The sequence below is a fragment of the Pseudoclavibacter sp. VKM Ac-2888 genome, assembly GCF_015351285.1.
Taxonomy (GTDB): Bacteria; Actinomycetota; Actinomycetes; order Actinomycetales; family Microbacteriaceae; genus Pseudoclavibacter.
The window spans coordinates 816,818-834,151 of sequence record NZ_JADKSM010000001.1; the positions used below are offsets into that span (position 1 = coordinate 816,818).

Annotated in this window: 19 protein-coding genes; 9 read left to right on the forward strand and 10 right to left on the reverse strand. The window is 65.3% G+C overall.

The features are described 5' to 3' along the window. Positions 1-41 precede the first annotated feature (41 nt). From ITJ61_RS03965 to ITJ61_RS03975, 3 genes are read left to right on the forward strand one after another with little or no spacing between them, the layout of a single operon-like run. Complete coding sequence (locus ITJ61_RS03965; RefSeq protein WP_194685534.1) at positions 42-2,051, forward strand: HsdM family class I SAM-dependent methyltransferase; 2,010 nt, start codon at positions 42-44, stop codon at positions 2,049-2,051. Then, positions 2,048-3,139 (forward strand): restriction endonuclease subunit S, encoded by a 1,092-nt coding sequence (locus ITJ61_RS03970; RefSeq protein ID WP_194685535.1) that lies wholly within the window; start codon positions 2,048-2,050, stop codon positions 3,137-3,139. The genes ITJ61_RS03965 and ITJ61_RS03970 overlap by 4 nt, the downstream gene beginning before the upstream one ends. A gap of 3 nt (positions 3,140-3,142) precedes the next feature. Beyond that, positions 3,143-3,364 carry a helix-turn-helix transcriptional regulator gene (locus ITJ61_RS03975; protein WP_194685536.1) on the forward strand — a complete coding sequence of 74 codons (222 nt, stop codon included), beginning with the start codon at positions 3,143-3,145 and terminating at the stop codon, positions 3,362-3,364. 56 nt (positions 3,365-3,420) lie between these two features. Here ITJ61_RS03975 and ITJ61_RS03980 read toward each other — a convergent pair whose 3' ends face one another. Continuing rightward, complete coding sequence (locus ITJ61_RS03980) at positions 3,421-4,608, reverse strand: Fic family protein (RefSeq protein ID WP_194685537.1); 1,188 nt, start codon at positions 4,606-4,608, stop codon at positions 3,421-3,423. Positions 4,609-4,830: 222 nt separating this feature from the next. Next, complete coding sequence (locus tag ITJ61_RS03985) at positions 4,831-5,361, reverse strand: hypothetical protein (RefSeq protein WP_194685538.1); 531 nt, start codon at positions 5,359-5,361, stop codon at positions 4,831-4,833. A gap of 224 nt (positions 5,362-5,585) precedes the next feature. Here ITJ61_RS03985 and ITJ61_RS03990 point away from each other — a divergent pair, with 224 nt between their 5' ends. Both ITJ61_RS03990 and ITJ61_RS03995 read left to right on the forward strand, forming a co-directional pair. Continuing rightward, complete coding sequence (locus tag ITJ61_RS03990) at positions 5,586-6,017, forward strand: hypothetical protein (RefSeq protein ID WP_228496596.1); 432 nt, start codon at positions 5,586-5,588, stop codon at positions 6,015-6,017. Between the two features lie 198 nt (positions 6,018-6,215). Next, on the forward strand, positions 6,216-7,133 hold the full coding sequence (locus ITJ61_RS03995) for a hypothetical protein (RefSeq protein WP_194685540.1): 918 nt from the start codon (positions 6,216-6,218) through the stop codon (positions 7,131-7,133). A gap of 314 nt (positions 7,134-7,447) precedes the next feature. On the opposite strand, the gene ITJ61_RS04000 is transcribed toward ITJ61_RS03995, so the two are convergent. The 3 genes from ITJ61_RS04000 to ITJ61_RS04010 are packed head-to-tail and all read right to left on the reverse strand — an operon-like array spanning position 7,448 to position 9,083. Next, positions 7,448-7,990, reverse strand: coding sequence for a ribonuclease HI (locus tag ITJ61_RS04000; protein ID WP_194685541.1), 543 nt, complete (start codon positions 7,988-7,990; stop codon positions 7,448-7,450). Further along, positions 7,987-8,217 (reverse strand): hypothetical protein, encoded by a 231-nt coding sequence (locus ITJ61_RS04005; protein ID WP_194685542.1) that lies wholly within the window; start codon positions 8,215-8,217, stop codon positions 7,987-7,989. The genes ITJ61_RS04000 and ITJ61_RS04005 overlap by 4 nt, the downstream gene beginning before the upstream one ends. Further along, positions 8,214-9,083: a DUF6378 domain-containing protein gene (locus ITJ61_RS04010; protein ID WP_194685543.1), complete on the reverse strand. Its 870-nt coding sequence runs from the start codon at positions 9,081-9,083 to the stop codon at positions 8,214-8,216. Before ITJ61_RS04010 ends, ITJ61_RS04005 begins: the two co-directional genes overlap by 4 nt. 75 nt (positions 9,084-9,158) lie before the next feature. On the opposite strand from ITJ61_RS04010, the gene ITJ61_RS04015 reads away from it, so the two are divergent. Next, on the forward strand, positions 9,159-9,482 hold the full coding sequence (locus ITJ61_RS04015) for a nucleotidyltransferase family protein (protein ID WP_194685544.1): 324 nt from the start codon (positions 9,159-9,161) through the stop codon (positions 9,480-9,482). Then, positions 9,479-9,814 carry a DUF86 domain-containing protein gene (locus ITJ61_RS04020; RefSeq protein WP_323744294.1) on the forward strand — a complete coding sequence of 112 codons (336 nt, stop codon included), beginning with the start codon at positions 9,479-9,481 and terminating at the stop codon, positions 9,812-9,814. Before ITJ61_RS04015 ends, ITJ61_RS04020 begins: the two co-directional genes overlap by 4 nt. A 12-nt stretch (positions 9,815-9,826) precedes the next feature. Here ITJ61_RS04020 and ITJ61_RS04025 read toward each other — a convergent pair whose 3' ends face one another. The 4 genes from ITJ61_RS04025 to ITJ61_RS04040 form a co-directional block, all read right to left on the reverse strand. Further along, a complete protein-coding gene (locus ITJ61_RS04025) occupies positions 9,827-11,554 on the reverse strand; it encodes an ATP-binding protein (protein WP_194685545.1) in 1,728 nt (575 codons plus the stop codon). An 88-nt stretch (positions 11,555-11,642) separates the two neighbouring features. Then, positions 11,643-12,026 carry a hypothetical protein gene (locus ITJ61_RS04030; RefSeq protein WP_194685546.1) on the reverse strand — a complete coding sequence of 128 codons (384 nt, stop codon included), beginning with the start codon at positions 12,024-12,026 and terminating at the stop codon, positions 11,643-11,645. Between the two features lie 253 nt (positions 12,027-12,279). Further along, the gene (locus tag ITJ61_RS20200; protein ID WP_194685547.1) at positions 12,280-13,173 is read right to left on the reverse strand and encodes a helix-turn-helix domain-containing protein; all 894 of its coding nucleotides are present in this window, start codon (positions 13,171-13,173) and stop codon (positions 12,280-12,282) included. A gap of 124 nt (positions 13,174-13,297) precedes the next feature. Next, on the reverse strand, positions 13,298-14,176 hold the full coding sequence (locus ITJ61_RS04040; protein WP_194685548.1) for a helix-turn-helix domain-containing protein: 879 nt from the start codon (positions 14,174-14,176) through the stop codon (positions 13,298-13,300). Between the two features lie 1,098 nt (positions 14,177-15,274). On the opposite strand from ITJ61_RS04040, the gene ITJ61_RS04045 reads away from it, so the two are divergent. Further along, entirely contained in the window at positions 15,275-15,997 is a 723-nt protein-coding gene (locus tag ITJ61_RS04045) for a hypothetical protein (protein WP_194685549.1), read from the forward strand. Positions 15,998-16,529: 532 nt separating this feature from the next. Continuing rightward, positions 16,530-16,763, forward strand: a complete 234-nt coding sequence (locus ITJ61_RS04050) for a hypothetical protein (protein WP_194685550.1) — start codon at positions 16,530-16,532, stop codon at positions 16,761-16,763. Positions 16,764-16,804: 41 nt separating this feature from the next. Here ITJ61_RS04050 and ITJ61_RS04055 read toward each other — a convergent pair whose 3' ends face one another. Next, positions 16,805-17,158 (reverse strand): hypothetical protein, encoded by a 354-nt coding sequence (locus ITJ61_RS04055; RefSeq protein WP_194685551.1) that lies wholly within the window; start codon positions 17,156-17,158, stop codon positions 16,805-16,807. Positions 17,159-17,334 lie beyond the last annotated feature (176 nt).

The window sequence follows — 17,334 nt, forward strand, 5'->3', positions numbered from 1 at the left end:
TTGCTAGATATTTGATGCAATCAGCGAGTGAGAGTGTTGCCATGGGGAACGAGCGAAGCACCGACCAGTTCGTACGCGACATGTTGCGTGAGATCGGCCACCCCAGACCATGGGAGCAGAGCTGCTCCGACGCCCCCGCGTACATCTACGAGGCCCTCGAAGGCGCATCTAAGTCCGATGGCTCCGGTCGAGGCAAGCCCGAGTTCGTCATTGAGGCCGGCGAATTCATCGTCGTGGTCGAGGACAAGGCGAGGTTCGAGGACTCTCTGATGCTCGATGACGAGGGCGGTGTCGCCCTCGACGCGCCGTCGAGGGTCAAGTTCGCGCTGAACGGTGCCGTGCACTATGCGAAGATCTTCGCTGAAAAGACCAACAAGAAGGTCTTCGCCGTGGGCGTCGCTGGCACAGAGAGCCACTACGACATGACCGTCGCGTACGTGGCGCCAAGGCTCGAGCCCAGGGTCTTGGATGGGCTGGAGACGCTCACACCGTTCGCGGCGGAGAACATCGACGAGTACTACCGCGTCGCCGTGCTCGGTGAGCTTCCTCGTGAGGAGCGTGAGGTCCGTGAGATCCGCAAGGTGGCGGCCAACCTCCACGAGGGCATGCGCAATTACGCCTCGCTGGAGAACGAGAACAAGGCGACGCTGGTCTCTGCGATCCTGCTGGCGCTCAAGTACCGACCCGAACTGCTCGACGACCTCTCCGGCGACCAGCGCAACGGATACCGGGACGGCGAGAAGGTCTACAACGCCGCGAAGGAGTTCTTGGAGAGCCCCGAGGCCGATCTCGGGCCGAAGCAGAAGATCGGGATCATGCTCGATCGTTTCTCCTTCATCAAGCGTCACGTGCTGCTGAATCAGCGGAACCGCGATCTTGGGAAGACACCGCTCCAGTACTTCACGGAGATCCTCGATCATGAGGTCTTCGAGGTCGTGTCGTCGCCCTCGCACTCAGCGTTTGACGTGCTGGGAAACTTCTACGGTGAGTTCGTGAAGTACGGCGGCTCCGACGGAAACTCGCTGGGCATCGTGCTCACGCCGCACCACGTCACGGACCTAATGGCCGAGCTGGTCGACGTGAACAGCGACGACGTGGTGCTCGATCCGACCGCAGGCTCTGGGGCATTCCTGATCGCTGCGATGCGCCGCATGTTCGCCGACGCGACTATGCGACACGGTGGTGACCCCATACGCCTCGCTGAACGCCTCGACGAGATTAAGAAGTTCCAGCTGCATGGCGTTGAGCTCCAAGACAAGCTCTTTGCAGTGGGGACGACGAACATGATCCTGCGCGGTGACGGTAAAGCGAACTTTCAGCGCAGGAGTTTCTTTGACTGCACGCGAGATGATTTCTTCCCGTACAACCCCGAGCGCCCCGGTCGCTTGGAGGGGTTCACCAAGGCGCTCATGAACCCTCCCTATTCGCAGTCGAAGGACAAGACGACCAGGCACCTGTCCGAGTTGTCCTTCATCGAGGGGGCGTTGTCCCAGCTGGAGACCCGAGGGCGTCTCGCGGCGATCGTCCCGCAATCGGCCATGGTCGGAAAGACCAAGGAGGACAAGGCGCTCAAAGCTAAGATCCTCAAGCACCACACGCTCGACGCCGTCCTAACGATGAACCCGGACACCTTCCACGGTGTGGGAACCCACGTCGTGGTCGTGCTTTTCACCGCGGGCGTTCCGCACCCTGACACTAAGAAGACGGCGTTCATCGATTTCAAGGACGATGGCTACAAGGTCCGTCAGCACGTCGGCCTGGTGGACGACGGGCGCGCCGCCGATCGGCGGAAACATCTGTTCGAGGTCATCCGGGACGGCGTGCCCGACGACACGTCGTTCGTGGTGCGCTCGGAGGTACTGGCCACCGACGAGTGGCAGCATAGCTACTTCTACTTCAACGACCAGCCGCCGGCCTACGAGGACTTCTACGCTACGGTGGCGGACTACGTCACCTGGCAGGTAGACATGCACACCCATGGACAGGGCGATCTCATCACGCCGGTGATGGAAAACATCGAGGCTGAGCATGAGGAAGGCATCGACGCATGAGTGCATACGACGACCTGACCTTTGCTCCGGTGCTGATCACTGATGTGTTCGACACGATGAGCGCGTCGTCCGCCTGGTTTGACAAGAATAAGCTCCGGAAGGGCCCCGGTTCGTATTCGTACGTGAGTAGGTCTGGCCTCTCGAACGGTTTCGAATCCGAGGTGGGGCGTCAAGACCTGGAGCCGAATGCTGGGAACGCTGTGACTATCGGTGTCGACACCCAGACCGTCTTCTACCAGCCTGCGCCGTTCTACACGTCCGTGAAGATCCAAGTTTTGCGACACGAGCTTCTCAACGAGGCGTCTGGGTTGGTACTGGTGTCATTGCTGCGGAGTCAGATGCGGAAGTTTGCATGGGGGAATGGTGCGTCCCTAGTGCGCCTGGCAGCGACGCGCATCATGGCTCCCGTGACAACTGATGACGACGGTGAGCAAGCTGTCGATTGGGTGGGCATGACGCGGCTAGGTGAAGAGCTGATGGCCCAGGCGATCACACGCACACACAGCGCTCGCACTTCTGGCGATGCCGACGCCAACGCGGGCCTCCCGAATCTGAGGTTTGCACCGATGTTCGTGATCGACGTGCCCGGTCGGCAGCGGGGCATCTTCCACGCCCACAAGGGGAAGCGCCTGATCACAGCACATCGCAAGCCTGGCCGAATGCCTTTCGTTGCTGGCTCACGGAAAAATAACAGTATCGCGGACCTCGCTGACATCCCCGCACTGTTTCCCGGTGGCTGGATTACGTTGATCTATAACGGCGACGGTGGCACCGGCCATGCCAAGTACCAGCCGATGTCGTTCAATGCATCCGACGATGTCACTGCGCTTGAGCCAGTTGCGGAGGGCGCCACTGAGGGAGCGCTCCTCATGCTGGTCACGATGCTTACGCAACAGTGTGTCCCGAAGTTCGGATTCGGATACAAGTTGACGCTCCATCGCCTTGGACGCCAGCGGATCATGGTTCCTGTCGTGACTGACGACTTTGGCGACGAGGTCATCGATTGGGAAAGCATGACCCTCTACGGGAAGGTTCTGCGGGCACGTGCAGAACGGCGGCTGTCCATGCCTACGACGGTGTCCGGGTGACTTATGAGTCGACCTCCAGGACAGGCCAAAGGTTTCGGGAAGAGTGTGCAGACGGCGCGACTTGAGCGCGGGTGGTCGCAGGAGGAACTGGCCGATAAAGCGGGAATGTCCCGTCCGACCGTGTCGCGGGTGGAACTCGGTCAAGAGCCGTCGATGCGCACGGCTCGCAAGCTTGCGACCGCGCTCGGTCTATCCGTCGAGATCGCCGGCGGAGATGAGGCATGACCAATTGCCGAGCGCAAACCCCCGGCTAAAGCCTGGGGTTTGCGCTCGGCAATTGGTCACCTGCGCCATGCGGGCACCGTCACGGGCGGCGCCGGGTCGGCACTCCGGGTCCCTCGCCAGTAGCTGGGGTTGGTGCGTCGCTGGAACCAGTCGTACCAATCGAGGAGCCCATCCGCGCGCCAGCGTTGGACGCCGCCGCCGTTGGGTTTGCTGCTGGTGAGGATGCCGGCGTCGACGAGGCGTTCGAGGTGGCGGTAGGTGCCGGAGCCGGTGCTTGTCTCGAAGAGCGCTTTGGCGCTGCGGCCGTCGAGGACGGGGCGGGTGAGGAGCGCGTCGAGGAGGGTGTGGACGCCGGAGTGGGCGCGGGTGCCGACGTGCTCGCCCCAGCTGGCGCGGAGGCTCGCGAACGCGTCGATGACCTCTTCGGCGCGCCAGATCGCTTCGGCGGTCGCTTCGGCGAGGACGGTGACGATCGGGTCGACGTCGCCTGCCCGGTAGGCGGTGAGCGCGTCGATGTAGGCCTGCTGGCGAGCGCGGAGGCCGACGCTGATGGGCACGATGACGTGCCTGGTCTGCCCGGCGCTGCGGAGGACAGTGTGGATGAGGGCGCGGCCGGTGCGCCCGTTGCCGTCGGTGAAGGGGTGGATGGTCTCGAACTGGGCGTGGGCGACGGCGGCTTTGGCGAGGGCGTCGTGGGTGCGGATGCTGGCAGTGTGCGCGGCGAGGTCGTCCATGAGCGCTGGCACTGACGTCCATGCTGGCGGCACGAATGCCGCGGTGCTCGGTCCGCCCCAGCCTGCGCCGATCCAGACCAGCTGCTGTCGAAGCTCGCCCGGCGTGTGGGCGATGTCGGAGGGGTCCATGAGCGCGCGGTGCACCTCGAGCGCGTGCACGGTCGCATCACTCCCCCGCGTCTGCTCGGCGACCTGGGCCGCGGCGAGGTTCCGTGCGATGGCCAGCGCGGCAGGGTCGGCGGTCCTCCCGATCAGCGCCTCGCCAAGGTGGACGGCCGGAGTCTGCAGCCCCTCCATCTGGGAGGACGCGCCCGCTTCGAGCACGCGCAGGACGTGGCCGGCGAACGGGTGCTCACGCATGCGCTCGTCGAAGCGGTGCATCGCGGCGGTCGCTTCGGCCACGACCTCGCGCGTCTCCGGCGTGAGCTCGAACGATCGGCCCTCGATGAACGGGACGACCGCCTGCTCGTAGGTGGCGGGCGTGCGGCCCGGACGAGGCTCCTCGTCCACGGTGGCCGTGGTGACGCTCGGCCATGAGGTCGGTGGAGTTCCGGCCAGAAGTCGCACTGCCGCTCGGGAACGCACCACTTCGGGGAGGTTGTGGGACGTTCCCGGCGATGGATTCTGAGTTGAAGTCACGACGACGCCCACTCAGACATCGCCTGCGCGCTCGAGAGCGACGGCTTGGCGGGGGCGAGCGTGGCGGTCATGGTTCAGCTATGCGGGCACGCGTCAGGCGCCGGGACCGGATGACCGCGCCTGCACGTGCAAGTGCAGCCGCTCGTCCCAGCGGGCACGGGAGTCGTCGCAGGAGTGGTCCCGCCATTCTGCATATGCGATCGCGTCGTCGGCGGTGACCGGCATCCCGTCGTCGCCGAACTCGATCACCGACTTCGGACGAGGCACGCGCCACAACACGTGAGCGGCGATGGCGACCAGCGCCAGCACAACCCCTTCCGGCACCTGAAAGACCGCGCGCAGTACCCCTGCCACCAGGGACGCGGCGAGTCCAGCCGCAATGAGCAGCAGCAGAGACGCGGGAGCCCCGCGTTCCGCGACGCCCCGGGCGCGGACAACGAAGATCGCGACCGTCAGCAGGATCCCGAACGTCAGCGTCCCACCCGACAGCGGCTCCCACCCGTCCTCGAGGATCGTTGTGATGGCCCGGAACGTCGTCGTCAGCGCAGCAACCTCCAGAGCGACTTCAGCGAAGTCGTGCACGGAGTACCGTCGCGTGCGAGGAAGGATGAGGCGCAGGTTCATTGCAGGCTCCGGATTCGGGAGTGTGGCTGGTCGCCGCTCCTATGCGGGAACGCTCGGCCCGGCCTCGCTACCATCCAGCCATGGCAGACACGAAGCAGACGAAATCGGTCGGTGAGCACTGGGTTGCGAGCGAGCTTGCGCGTCGGGGGTGGGCGCCGGCGTTCACCCGAGACGGGCTCGCACGAACGGACATCCTCGCGGTTCACGACTCCGAGGAGCGCCCGATGATCGAAGTGCAGGTCAAAGCCACGGTGAGTACCCCTGTCCGCGCGTCCTGGCCCCTCGGCGAGAAGGCGCAGCTCCCGCCGGCCAGCGAGCGAGAGTGGTTCGTCCTCTGCGTCATCAATCCGGACGTGACGGTGCCCGTTCGTGGCTTTGTGGTGCCGCGCGCCCACGTCGCAGCCGCGGCCTGGATCGCGCACATGTCCTGGCTCACGGACCCGGATGCGCCCGCAGGGAAGCGCAACGCGCCGGTTGAGCGTTCTCGGGTCTCGGCAACCACGTTTCAGGCCTACGAGGGGCGCTGGGATCTACTGGAGGAGACCGCTTACGAGGCGCCCGTGCTGCTGCCCACGAACTATAGAGATCTAGCGATCGAGCCTCGCGTTGGGTTACCTCCGAACCACCCATGGAAACGCGGCCTGCCGATCTGGTGACTAGCAAACAGCGCTGAGCCGCAGAGGGGAACTAGAGGGCTTCGCCGCCATTTACCCGGGGCGTTGGCGGGGCCCCAAACAGGCAAGTACCCTCCGAGTCTTAGGACAAGAAATCAGCCTAGAACCGTGAGTCTGTCCGACACCTGGTGCTCACGAATGGGTGCCCCGACGAACGCGGAGAGATTCAACTTGATACGCATGATCACTAGCGTCACCGAGATCGATATCTTTACCGCCGCGGACCTCCTGATCGCCGGGGTCGGGCTCATGGTGGCCCTAGCTGCCATCGTGCTGACTGTCGTGGAATTTCGAAACGCGCGACAGGAAGCTGCGCGGCACTCTGACCGTGCGATCCGGGCCGACTACCACGCGCTCCTTGAGCTCTACGGTCAGATGACGAGCAAGGACGCACTAGTCGCCCGGCAGACCCATGCATCTGGGTCGCCGTCAAAAACCCCCATGGAGTTTCAGTACTTGCGTGCGTTGCTGTACACGGTGAAGGCCAAGCACAACGCCTTCCTTCGGGCGCTGCGTGCGGATCTGACCGTAGTAGAACCTCAGGCTCAGTCGAAGGATGCCGAGCGGTTTGAGGCAAGCACCACAAGCGATCTGGACTGGCCACTCCTGGTGAGCAAAATCACCGAGGAAATCGAAGCGATTCGACGGCTACCCGGGCTGGAAGACGATGCAATATCCGCCCTTGACTCCATCAGCCGGTCCAGCGATCACTCGAAGTACCAGTGGCGGGACGAGCAAGCTCTGCTGGGCAAACATGGCGCAATCCAGAGAGTCGCACAGCACCTCGCTGCGGACAACCCCTCGATGGGGAGGAAGGAACTTGCGGAACTCCTCCGCAGGACTTTTCGGGTTCCGCTCCCTCTCGAGCGCTGGAAGGAAGCGAATATGTTCCTACGGGTAGATTCCGACGACGACGCGATCCGAGTCGTGAAGTCTCCTATTTGCAGCTTCGCTCTGGCGGGTGAACCCGGGCACTGGGTGGTTCGGCATACGCTCGGCTACTCCACGCCGCAAGGCAGCAACTACGCCGACGCCATTCAACTCCCCGCCATCGCCGCGTTGATGACGCAATACCCTCATCTGAAGCGTGTGCGCTAACTGACTTTCTGGGTTGAGAACAGCCTGCGCACGCACAACATCAAGGACGCGCGATATGCGGGTGGCGCGGTGGCTGTGCGTTTACGCACGACACCCCCGCGCGGTGGCGGGGGTGTCTGCAGGGCGGGGACAGTTGATGTGCTGTCTCGATCCGCACGGTAGCAACGATCGCGGCGCCTGTGGGACGAAAACGGCTAGCGCGTGCTTAGGGTGCGCCCGGATGCACAAAACCTCCGCGACCGTGCGGGGTCTCGCGGAGGTTTCGGCAAGGCGGGTAGCCGGGGCTGCCTGCAGGTTTGAGGATACGTGGTGGGTTAGCGGCGCGCTCGTGATGCCGCGCCGCGCAGCTCCCGATCGATGAGGACTGTGCCTTCCTCGCGGGTGTCGCCACGGATGCTGCTCATGCGACTGGCGAGCTTGTCGACGGCGGTATTCAACGGGTGCCGGTTGTCGCGAGCGTGCGCCTTCACCTTCCGCCAGAACACGGCGGCGGTGCGGGCCTGGAGGATGTCGATGATCTCGAAGATGAGGTCCACGTTCTTCTTCGTCGACCACACCGCCTCGCCCTGACGTCGCCAGTTGGGTCCCCACTCGGTCACGCACTTCTTCGCGTACTGCGAGTCGAACTCGATCGTGAGTGCGATGTCGGGGAACGCGAGCAGCACCTCCTTGATAGCGGTCAGCTCGGCGATGTTGTTCGTCGTCTTCCGGAATGAGCCGGCGCCGTAGCGGGCGGGCTCTCCCGGGGCTGGCTCTTCGGCGACCCATGCCCAGCCGCCGGGGCCGGGGTTCGGGTTGCATCCGCCGTCGGTGGCGACGGTGAGCACGGGCGGGATCCCGGTGGTCGTCGTGGTCATGCGGTGGGGTCCTGTTCGGTCGGAGTGGAGTTCGGGCGTGCGACGGCCTGCAGCCAGCGCTCGAACTTGGCTGTGTCGGCGACGATGATGCCGGTCTCCTCGTCGATGTAGAGGCGACGGTGGGTGTAGTTGTCGCGGTCCTCGTTGGCTTCGGGATCGTACTCGTAGATGAACGCTTCGACTTCCTCGTACCTTCGGGGCTCGTCCGCTGCCGTCGTCGAGCTCACGCTCCTGCCTCCTGTCCATTGAGTGCCGCTTCGGCACCGAGGCCGCTGTAGCCGGCGATGTCGACCCACGAGTCTCGGTGCGTGGGCGATCGGCCCAGGCGGACGAGCTTGAACGCGATCATGGCCTGTGCGACCTGCGCCGCGGAGACCGGGACACCGAGGATGATCTCCCAGTGCCGGCCGATAGCCGTGAACGAGTCGGTCGCGCTGCCGTACGCGGCCTGACGGGGCCCGGCGATGGTGGCGCGTGCTTCGTCCAGGATGCCGGCGCTGACGGGCTCGACTGGGTCGAAAAGGTTCGGTTCGACTGTGCCTGGCTCGAGCTGCAGTGATGGTGCGGTCGGGGCAGCATCGGCTCCGAACCATGCGGCTTCCATGGCGAGGTCCTGGCGGCGCGCGGTCACGTCCGCGTCATACCTGTCCCACCGCACGCTGAGCACTCCGTCGCTCCCCTCGCCGAGGACGCGTCCGGTGCTGTGGTACTGGTCGAGGTAGCCGCCTTGTTCGAGGGTCGATTCCCCGATGAACACGACGCGGCTGCCGGCGACGATGTGCTGCTGTCCGGCGAGGACGCCGATCTGATGGCGCAGGTCCTGGTTCTCGGCGACCCAGTCGGCGAGCGTGAACGGGGTGACCTCGGACGGGTCGACGCGGCAGTAGCCCGCTTCGGGGCGGTCCCATGCGACCGTGAAGCCGCGGTCGTCCGAGGACAACCCTGAGGGCCGATCGACCGTCCCGGCGTCGCCCGCGCGCATACGCGGGCGGTAGCCATAGAAGCGTTCGTTGGCTCGGACGCGTCCGCCCGGGACGAGCTCGGGCGTGGGCGCCGTCTCGGCGACGGGAGCGGATCTGGACGGTCTTGGCATGAGGTTCCTCCTGAGGGGTCAGTACTCCTATGCGGGGCTCTTCTGCTGCTCGGAGGGCCGACGTATGCTGACAGCATGGGGACACCGACTGCGGCCACGCTCGAGCGGCGAGCGCTGCTCAACGCGCGTCGTCCGGAGTTCTTACAGCTTCTGGCGCGGTATTCGGCGCGTGACCCGAAGCTGTTCGGGTCCACTGCACGGGGCACGGCCACCGCGGGGAGCGACATCGACATTCTGGTTCAGATGGAGCCCGCGGACGGCAATCTTCTCCTGCGCGCTTCCGGTCTGCTCGAGGAAGCGCGCGCCCTCTTCGGCCGGTCTGACATCGACATCCTCCCGGTGCAGCTGATGAAAGCCCCCGTCTCGGACGCCGCCCTGCGAGACGCGGTCGATCTGTGAGCAGGAGCACGGAAGATCGCGTCGCCGACATGCTCGCCGCGATCGACCGTTGCCAGCAGTACCTGCCGTGGTCGCACGACCAGGCTGACGCCCTCGAGCAGATGGCGTTTGACGCGATCTCGAGGAACCTGCAGATCCTCGGGGACGCCGCGAACGATCTGCCAGAAGAGTTCACGGCGTCGATCCCCGGCATTGCGTGGGCTGAGATTCGCGGGCTCCGGAACATCCTCGTGCACGAGTACTTCCGAGTTCAGCCGCAGGTCCTGTTCGACGTCGTTGAGCACCGGCTCCCAGACGTCGCCGCAGAACTTCGCCGCGCTACAGGCTCCTGAGTCGACGGCCGGTTACCGCCCCGGCGCCTCTCCGAGCGTGTCGCTGACGTGCATCCCGTCGCCGCGTCCGGAGATGAGCTCGAGGGTGCGGAGCTTGGAGAGCGCGTTCTTGAATCCGCCGGACGTCGGTGAGTAGTTGGTGGCCGCGGCGAGCTCGTCGTGGGTGAGGTTCTCCGGGAACACGTCGAGGAGAGCTTCGAGGATCGCGCGCTGCGCTTTGTCGGCCTTGCCGAGCCAGTAGTCGACGAGCGCTTGGCCGGCCGGGAGGGCGTCGTACTGGCCGGCGATCGCGTCGCGTCCGTCTGCGCTGATGACCATGGAGGTGCCGCCGCCGATGAGGAGCCCGGCGGTGCGGAGCTTGGAGAGCGCGTTCTTGTAACCGCCGGACTTGGACGAGTAGCCGCTGAGCATCGCGAGCTGGACGTGCGTAAGGGGACGGTCGTGGGTGGCGAGCACGCTAAGGATGGCTCGCTCCGCCTTGGACAGGCCCTCTGCAGCACCGTTGGGGTCTGGGTCGTGTTCGCGGACGCGCGGGGGCGGCTTCGGGCGGGAGGCGGGCTCCCGGCGGCTCGGCGGCACCGCTGCAGCTGCTCCCCCAGGGCCTCGGGCCGCGCTCACCGCCTGCGCGAGCGGTGCAACGGCTTCCTCGATCCGAGCGCGCACCTGATCAGCCTCCGCGAGCAGTCCAGCCAGCCGGTCGAGGTCACTCTCCGTCAGCGCCGGCACCGTCACGACTTCCGGGGCAACAGGCTCGGGCACGGCTGACTTGGCGGTCCGGAGTGCGGCTTCGAGGTCGCTGATGCGTTTCCGCATCCGGGTCGGGTCAGTCTCCTGGGCGCGTTCGACGGTCGCGGCGATCTGCGCGCCGAGCTTCGCGATGTCCACCTCGGCCATCGCAGCCGGGACGATGCGCCGCTCCCCCACCTTGGGCGTGGCGGAGGAGTCGAACGTAGTGCGGCGCCGGATGCGGACCCTTTCGAGCAATTCCAACCAGCCTGGCGACCACACCCAGGCGGTGCCGGTCGGGAGGGACGCGAGCGAGGCTTTCACTTCGCGGGCTTGCTCGTCGTCGGCGTTGAGGCGGATCCACTCGTCGATCGCGGCGACGTCGCGGGGCCCGGTCATGCCGAGCGCGATCAGGACTTCCGCCTGGGTGAGGACGTCTTTGTGGATGACGGCGGGGCGCTGCGTGACGAGCGTGCAGCCGAGGCCTCGCGCGCGTCCGCGACGCACGAAGTCCTCCATGGCGCCGAGGAGTCGTCGCCCTTCCGGTTGCGGCCGCTGCGGTGCGAACTCGTCCGCTTCGTCGAAGATCACGTGCAGCGGTTCCCGGTTCACGCGGTACAGCTGCTCTACGAAGTCGGCGGCGAACCGGCGCATGCCCGCTTTCGACAGGCGGGACAGGTCGAGGACCGCGGGCACGCGCAGCTGCATGAGCGCTTCGACGATGACCCTGCCGGCGGTGTCCTCGAGCGGCACGTCGGCATGGTCTCCGCCGAAGATCGTGACGGCGAGGCCGGGGCCCTTCCCGTCGGCGGAGGATCGCAGGCCCCACCAGACGCCGACGGTGTCGAGGACGATGACGGGCTGGCCCGCGCGGATGAGCTCTTCGGCGAGCACGACGGCAGTGGAAGTCTTGCCCTTGCCGCGCTTGCCGAGGATCGCGAACGTCTCGGTCACCGCGTCAAGCGGGAGCGTGGGGCCGCCGTCGGCGGAGATGGTGAGGTGCTGAGCGGTCATGCGGTGGCTCCGTTGGCTTCCGCCACGGCGTCGATGCAGCGCGGACGACAGGCTCGCGTGCATCTGCCCCGAAGCGGCGGGCGGACGCTCACGGACGCCACCCTTCGATGCCGGCTCGGATGACCGCCGCGGCGGCGAGCGGCTTGCCAGTTTGCACGTCGAAGTATCCGGCGCGCTCAAGGAAGTTCGCCAGCTGACGGGCGGTTGTGAGGTTGTGCTTGCCCACGGCCGTCGGGACCGGCGCGCGGAGCCCGGTGGCGACGTGGACGACGAAATAGGGATGCTCTGCAGGGCGAACGACGCTGGTACCCGCTTTGGCTAGCCGGTTGCTTGCGACGACAAACTGACCGTTGCCGGTGCGGTGAACCACGGGAAGTTCCACCTCGACGGTCGTGGCGAGGCGCACGGGAAAGGTTTCGAGGCCGATCTCCGGCTCCACGGCACGGTCAGAGGCGGTGTCTTTGGCGGTCATGATTCGTGTCCTCTCGGGAAGCTGGTGTGTCCCCGACCTATGCGGGCGGCACACCAGTCCCCCATCCACGGAGCACGCACATTCCGACGAGGCCGACGCCTCCGAGCCACAGCGTTTTTCCCGCGGAGACGGCCGCGCCCGTGGAAGGCAGCGAGAACGTTCCTCCGAAAGTCACGGGGCCATGATCATCGCGAGTACTCGATCAATGCCAAAGGCGCAGATGCTTGGTACGGCACGAGCCATTGCCGTGCGTTTACTGGCGAGGGTTGGGTCCGGGGCCCCCTGAAGCGAGGAGCGCCCGTCGCAACCTGCGAGTGCTACCGAAGCCTGAGCGTGCCGCGGCGTCAGCTCTACTCTCCCCCTGGGCAAGGCACTGCAGAGCGAGGCGGACTCGGGCTCGACGAAGGTTCGCGGAAGGCGTGTCCCCTGCCTCAGCAAACGCGCGGTTGAGTTGTGATCTCGAGACCCCTAGCGTCTGCGCGATCGTTGCGATCGTCGTCGTGGCGTCGCGTGCGGTCTCTTCGATCACGCGGATGGCGTCAGAGTGAAGTCGTCGGCAGGCTGGTTCGGGCGAGGTGACTTCGAGAAGATCAGTCTCGGAAGAGATGGCGACTATGAGTTCGCGCAGAGCGCGCTCGATTCGCACGAAGGTGGGAGCAGAAGGGTGGATCTTGGAGTTCAGCATTGCGTTGACTGTCGAGATCAGGATTGGTAGGTACCTGCTCGGTGAGGCTGCGTCGCTGACGAGGTTCGCACTGGTTCGCGCGAGTCGCGGAAAGAAGATCAGCAAGGTTGCGACCGCCTCGTCGCATCGCTTGCCGACGAGGTCCTCCGGGTTGACGATGAGGACGCGGCCGGGTTTGAGCTGTTCCTCGTGTCCAGCGATCGTGACCGTCATTTCCCCTTCGAGACATGCGAGGAAGATTTGCGAGCGCTCAGGCTCGAACCCCTCGGGCATGCGGTAAGTGAAGGCGGACTGCGTGTGCCAGTAGCGGGCGACCGCCAGCTCTCCGCTCTTGATGATGTCACCGAGCAGCGTGAATTCCTGCCGAGCCTCTGGGAGAGCGTCCCAACCCCACTGACGAGTCAACTCCATTGCCTCTGCACCCTTTGCCTGGATCGAGCGCACGACGACGTGGTCTGCCACGGCCCAGGGGGAAGGCGAGTCCCTGTCGGTGACATCGAGACACACCTGCCCTAAAGTGTGGGAGCGACGATGAGTGGATTCGAGTCGAGTGTGTTGCGCGGCCGTGATGTCCACCCCCGGCCTCTCACGCATTCGCGGATGAGGAGAATGCTCGCAGCATCCGTTTCTGACTCCCGAACCCAGACTGGACAGCGGCCTCATCACGGCTGAGACCACCCTCGAGAAGTTCCTGCGCGTGCCGGCACCGTATTCCCTGTATTACCAACCCTGGGCTCTCGCCGACGGCCGCGAAAGCACGGTGGAGCTGAGAGCGTGAGACGCCGAGACGGTGAGCAGCTGATGCCACATCGAAGCGAGGGTCTGGTGCCTCACACTCGAGCAGGTCGGTCGCCTGCTGGTAGAGACGAATCAAAGGGTCGGCGGAGAGGAGCGCTGGGTCGAGCGAGGCTGCTCGAGCCAGTTCCGCGATCGCGCGCTGCACGCGGAGAAACCCTGGGTCTGAGGGTCTGGCGACGGAGTTCAGCATGGAATGGGCTGCACTCGAGAGAACAGCGAAATATGGGCTTCGCGCCGGGCCACTCATCGGCTCCCGAAGCGCTCTGGCGTCGAATCCTTGGTGGATCACGAACATGCACGACACGTTCTGAGGACACGAGGCTCCCGTGAAGCTGTCGGGGGTCATCCGCAGGATGTGTCCGGGCGAGAGCAGGTCAGACCGATTCCCCGAGTGAAGGAGAAGTTCCCCTTCGACACCGGCGAGCAGCATGACTCGTTCTTTGCCCGCGAGCACAGTCGGGAGCTCAAAGGTGAATTCCGCCTGGTTGTGTGAGTAGCGGCAGACGACGAAGTCGTCGTTTTTGACGATGTCAGCGTGGAACTCGAACGCGTCGGGAGAAGAAGTTGCGTGCCAGCCGGAGGTTGCTAGGAAGTCGAAGGCTGACTGTCCGCGAAGGACCAAGCTGTGATGCGAGTAGACGCTCGCTGACTCGACGTGTTGTGTCATGCGGACATTCTGCACAACGGAAACTTGGCGTAGAACCAACAACTCCTATCCGTTGGCTAGCCAAAGACACAGCAAATCCGTCGAATCAGCAGAAACCTCGGAGAGCACGTGGACATTCGCCCGAGGAACCGGGTCAGGGATCACCCCGAGATTCACCCTGGCCTTGGCGTGTCCCGCGCGACGACACAAATCACCTCGGCGGATCAGCCGAAGGAAACGCTCACACGATACGTCGCGCGTTCGGATGCACGCGTCAGCGCCTGGACACAAGACGCTCCGTGCGGGGCCTCGTTGATGGCACTAAGCACAGCGCCTCTAGGACGCCCGGAACCGCCGCATACGAGTGTTCCCTGTCGGGATAGACCGCTGCCGAGTGGCGAACAACCAGCACAGTGGGGCGCCACGCTAACTCGGATTCGTGCGCCAGGCGCCGCTCTGACCCGGTCTGAGGCTGGGGGCTGCTGACACGACCTCGGAGCTTCAAGGGCACGCTCAGATTTGATCCAAGCGCTTCTGGAACTTGAGTTGCTGGAGCCGCTCAGCGACCACTTTGAGTCGGAGACTCTCCCAAAATGTCGCGAGCACCAAGGCGCCGTGGACCCCAGAAATAGCATCGCCTCGACCGCGCAGGCCCTCATGAGCCGGCGCAGTCCCCCGAGAAGCGCCCACGCAATCCCCCACAGAAGCAGCGCGCCCCATCTGCGTGCGCGTCCCACGGCGGCCCGCCCCTGACAGGAGTCCCTGATGTCACACCACCCCACTTCCCCGCAAGCCAAGAAACCCGTCTCGCGTCGCGCAGTTGTGACCGCAGCAGCCTGGACTGCCCCAGTCATCGCAACCGGAATCGCCGCGCCTTTCGCGGCGGCCTCCTGCGGATCCCCCGACTCGCGCGAGTTTGGACCGGGGACCTACGACCTCGCAATCCCGACCTGCGTCTCGTCGGTCACATTCGAAATCATCGGTGGCGGATCAGCCGCTGGCCAGGGATCGGCCGCACTCGCGGGAGCCCGCCTTACGGGCACGTTCGCACTTCCCAGCCGCGGGGTCACGTTGCGCTTGGTAGTCGGTGCAGCTGGAACCCGCAGCGCATCCGGGGGCGTGGGCGGTACCGGCTACGGCAACGGCGGTTCGACCCCCGCCCAAAGCCGAGGCGGCGTCGGCGGCGGAGGCGGCACCGCGATCCTCATCGGCACCACGCCCTACACCGTTGCGGGAGGGGCCGGCGGCGCCCACGTCGCGAACTGGCAGTCGAGCTCCACCGGAGACGGCTGGGGAGGAGAGGCGGTCCTCACGACCACCACCAATGGCGTGCCATTCGGCTCCGGCGCGGCAGGAGCGACACCTCAAAACGGCAACGGCCGGAGCCTCAACTACTTCGTGGCCTCGACCAACACCACGAACACACGTCCCGGTCTCGGCTCGCCCGGCCGAGCGGCGTCCGGCGCAACCGGCGGCGCAGGCGGAACCGGACAGGCCTACAACGCCAACGCCCCACAGATCGCCTTCTCATCACCGGTCAATGGCGGAAACGGCGGAAACCACGGCACGGGCAACGCCGGAGGCGGCAACGGCGGAGCGGGCAGTCTCGTAGCGGTGGCCGAGATCCAAGGCGTTTCCGGAGGCGGCGGAGGAGGCTACGCGGGAGGCGGCGGAGGTGGTGGCGTCGGCGCGACGGCGACCGCAACCAACCTGCGGGCAACACTGGTCACCGGAGGCGGCGCAGGATCCTCCTACTCAGGCGGCTCAAGGATCGCATTGACGTCGCAGGGAGCGGCCCCTTCCGGCGGGAACCAGGGGTTCATCCGCATCTCCTGGACCTAACCAGTCCCAATCTCTCGCCCTCATCCGAAGAGCAGGCAACCCGCCAGCCACGAGAACCTCAGGCGACCCTCCATGGGTGCCTGAAAACAAGCACGCGCTGCACCCTCCCAAGAAAGTTGGGGAACCTCTTGGTCGAAGGGTGCAGCGCGTTCTCACCTCGGACCGCAACACGTAGAGCCTCGACTGCGCCCCTCTTTCCCATCTGGCTGCCTTGACGTTGCACTCGCCGCGCGCGCATACGTGACTCGAACGCGTCGCTCCAGGAGCGCGGAGACCGGCTCCGAATCATGTGCACTCATCGATTTCGATCGCGGGGAAACTCCGCGGCCTTGCGGTTCCTGATGCCAAGCATCTGAGTTCGGTGACATTCGCGATTTGACGATGCAGCTGCCGAGTTCAGTGTCGTTGCACTGCAGGACGGTTTCCTGCATGTGGGGACGGCACTTGCTCCCAGCTAGAAGTGAGCCGAAGGATGTCAGCCTCGATTTCGACCTGGTTCAGCAGACTCACGTCGTCCGATTTGCTCGACACGATGCCATTCCTCAGCACCCTCATCGCCCACGGCGACCTGCCGACAAGCGTCGCCGTGGATTTCGCCCAGGTCTTCGCGAAGATTCAGGCGGCGGAGCTACGCGACTCCCCCGAAGCTGCTGATCCGATCAGGGGCGAGGAACGCGAGATCGTCGCGCACCTGCGCGAGTACCGGCACCTGCGCCGAGCCGTGGAGCGTGGCGAGGCTCCGGCGTCAGCGCTGGATGAAGCATGACTTCACACCGGTGCTCGGCCCCACCAAGCTTGTTGTGCCCCCTACTCGGCGGGTGTGGCCGCAACGATGCTCGGGACGAGGCTGAGGAACTCGATACGGTCGCCGCGGGTGTCGAATGTGTACGTCTGCCCGGTCTCGATGGAGCGGTAGAGGTCCCCGCGGGTCCCGGCTTCGACGAGGATCGGGTCGGCGATCCGGAAGCTCCCACACACGGCGGTGTCGATCCGCAGATGTTCGATCTGCTCGGGCCCATCAGTGGCGGACTTGGCGGTCACGGTGCAGGTCACGGCGTCGACGACAGGTAGCTGCTGACGGGCGCTGACAGTGAGCGCGGCAGCGGCCAGGAGTGAGACGGCAATCGCGGCTGCGGTGGTGATGGCGGTGGTTCGTTTCATGAGCAGGCCTTAACTTAGGGAAGCAATGGACCGGTACGGGGGGCGACACGATGAGTGGGACGGAATGAAACAAACTGGCGACAGTCATGCGCGATTCCCGTCACTTCCGCTCACAATTCCCCGGGGCATCTCGTGATGCACGGGGGAAGCTGGCTCACCAGGTCTCTAGCGACGAC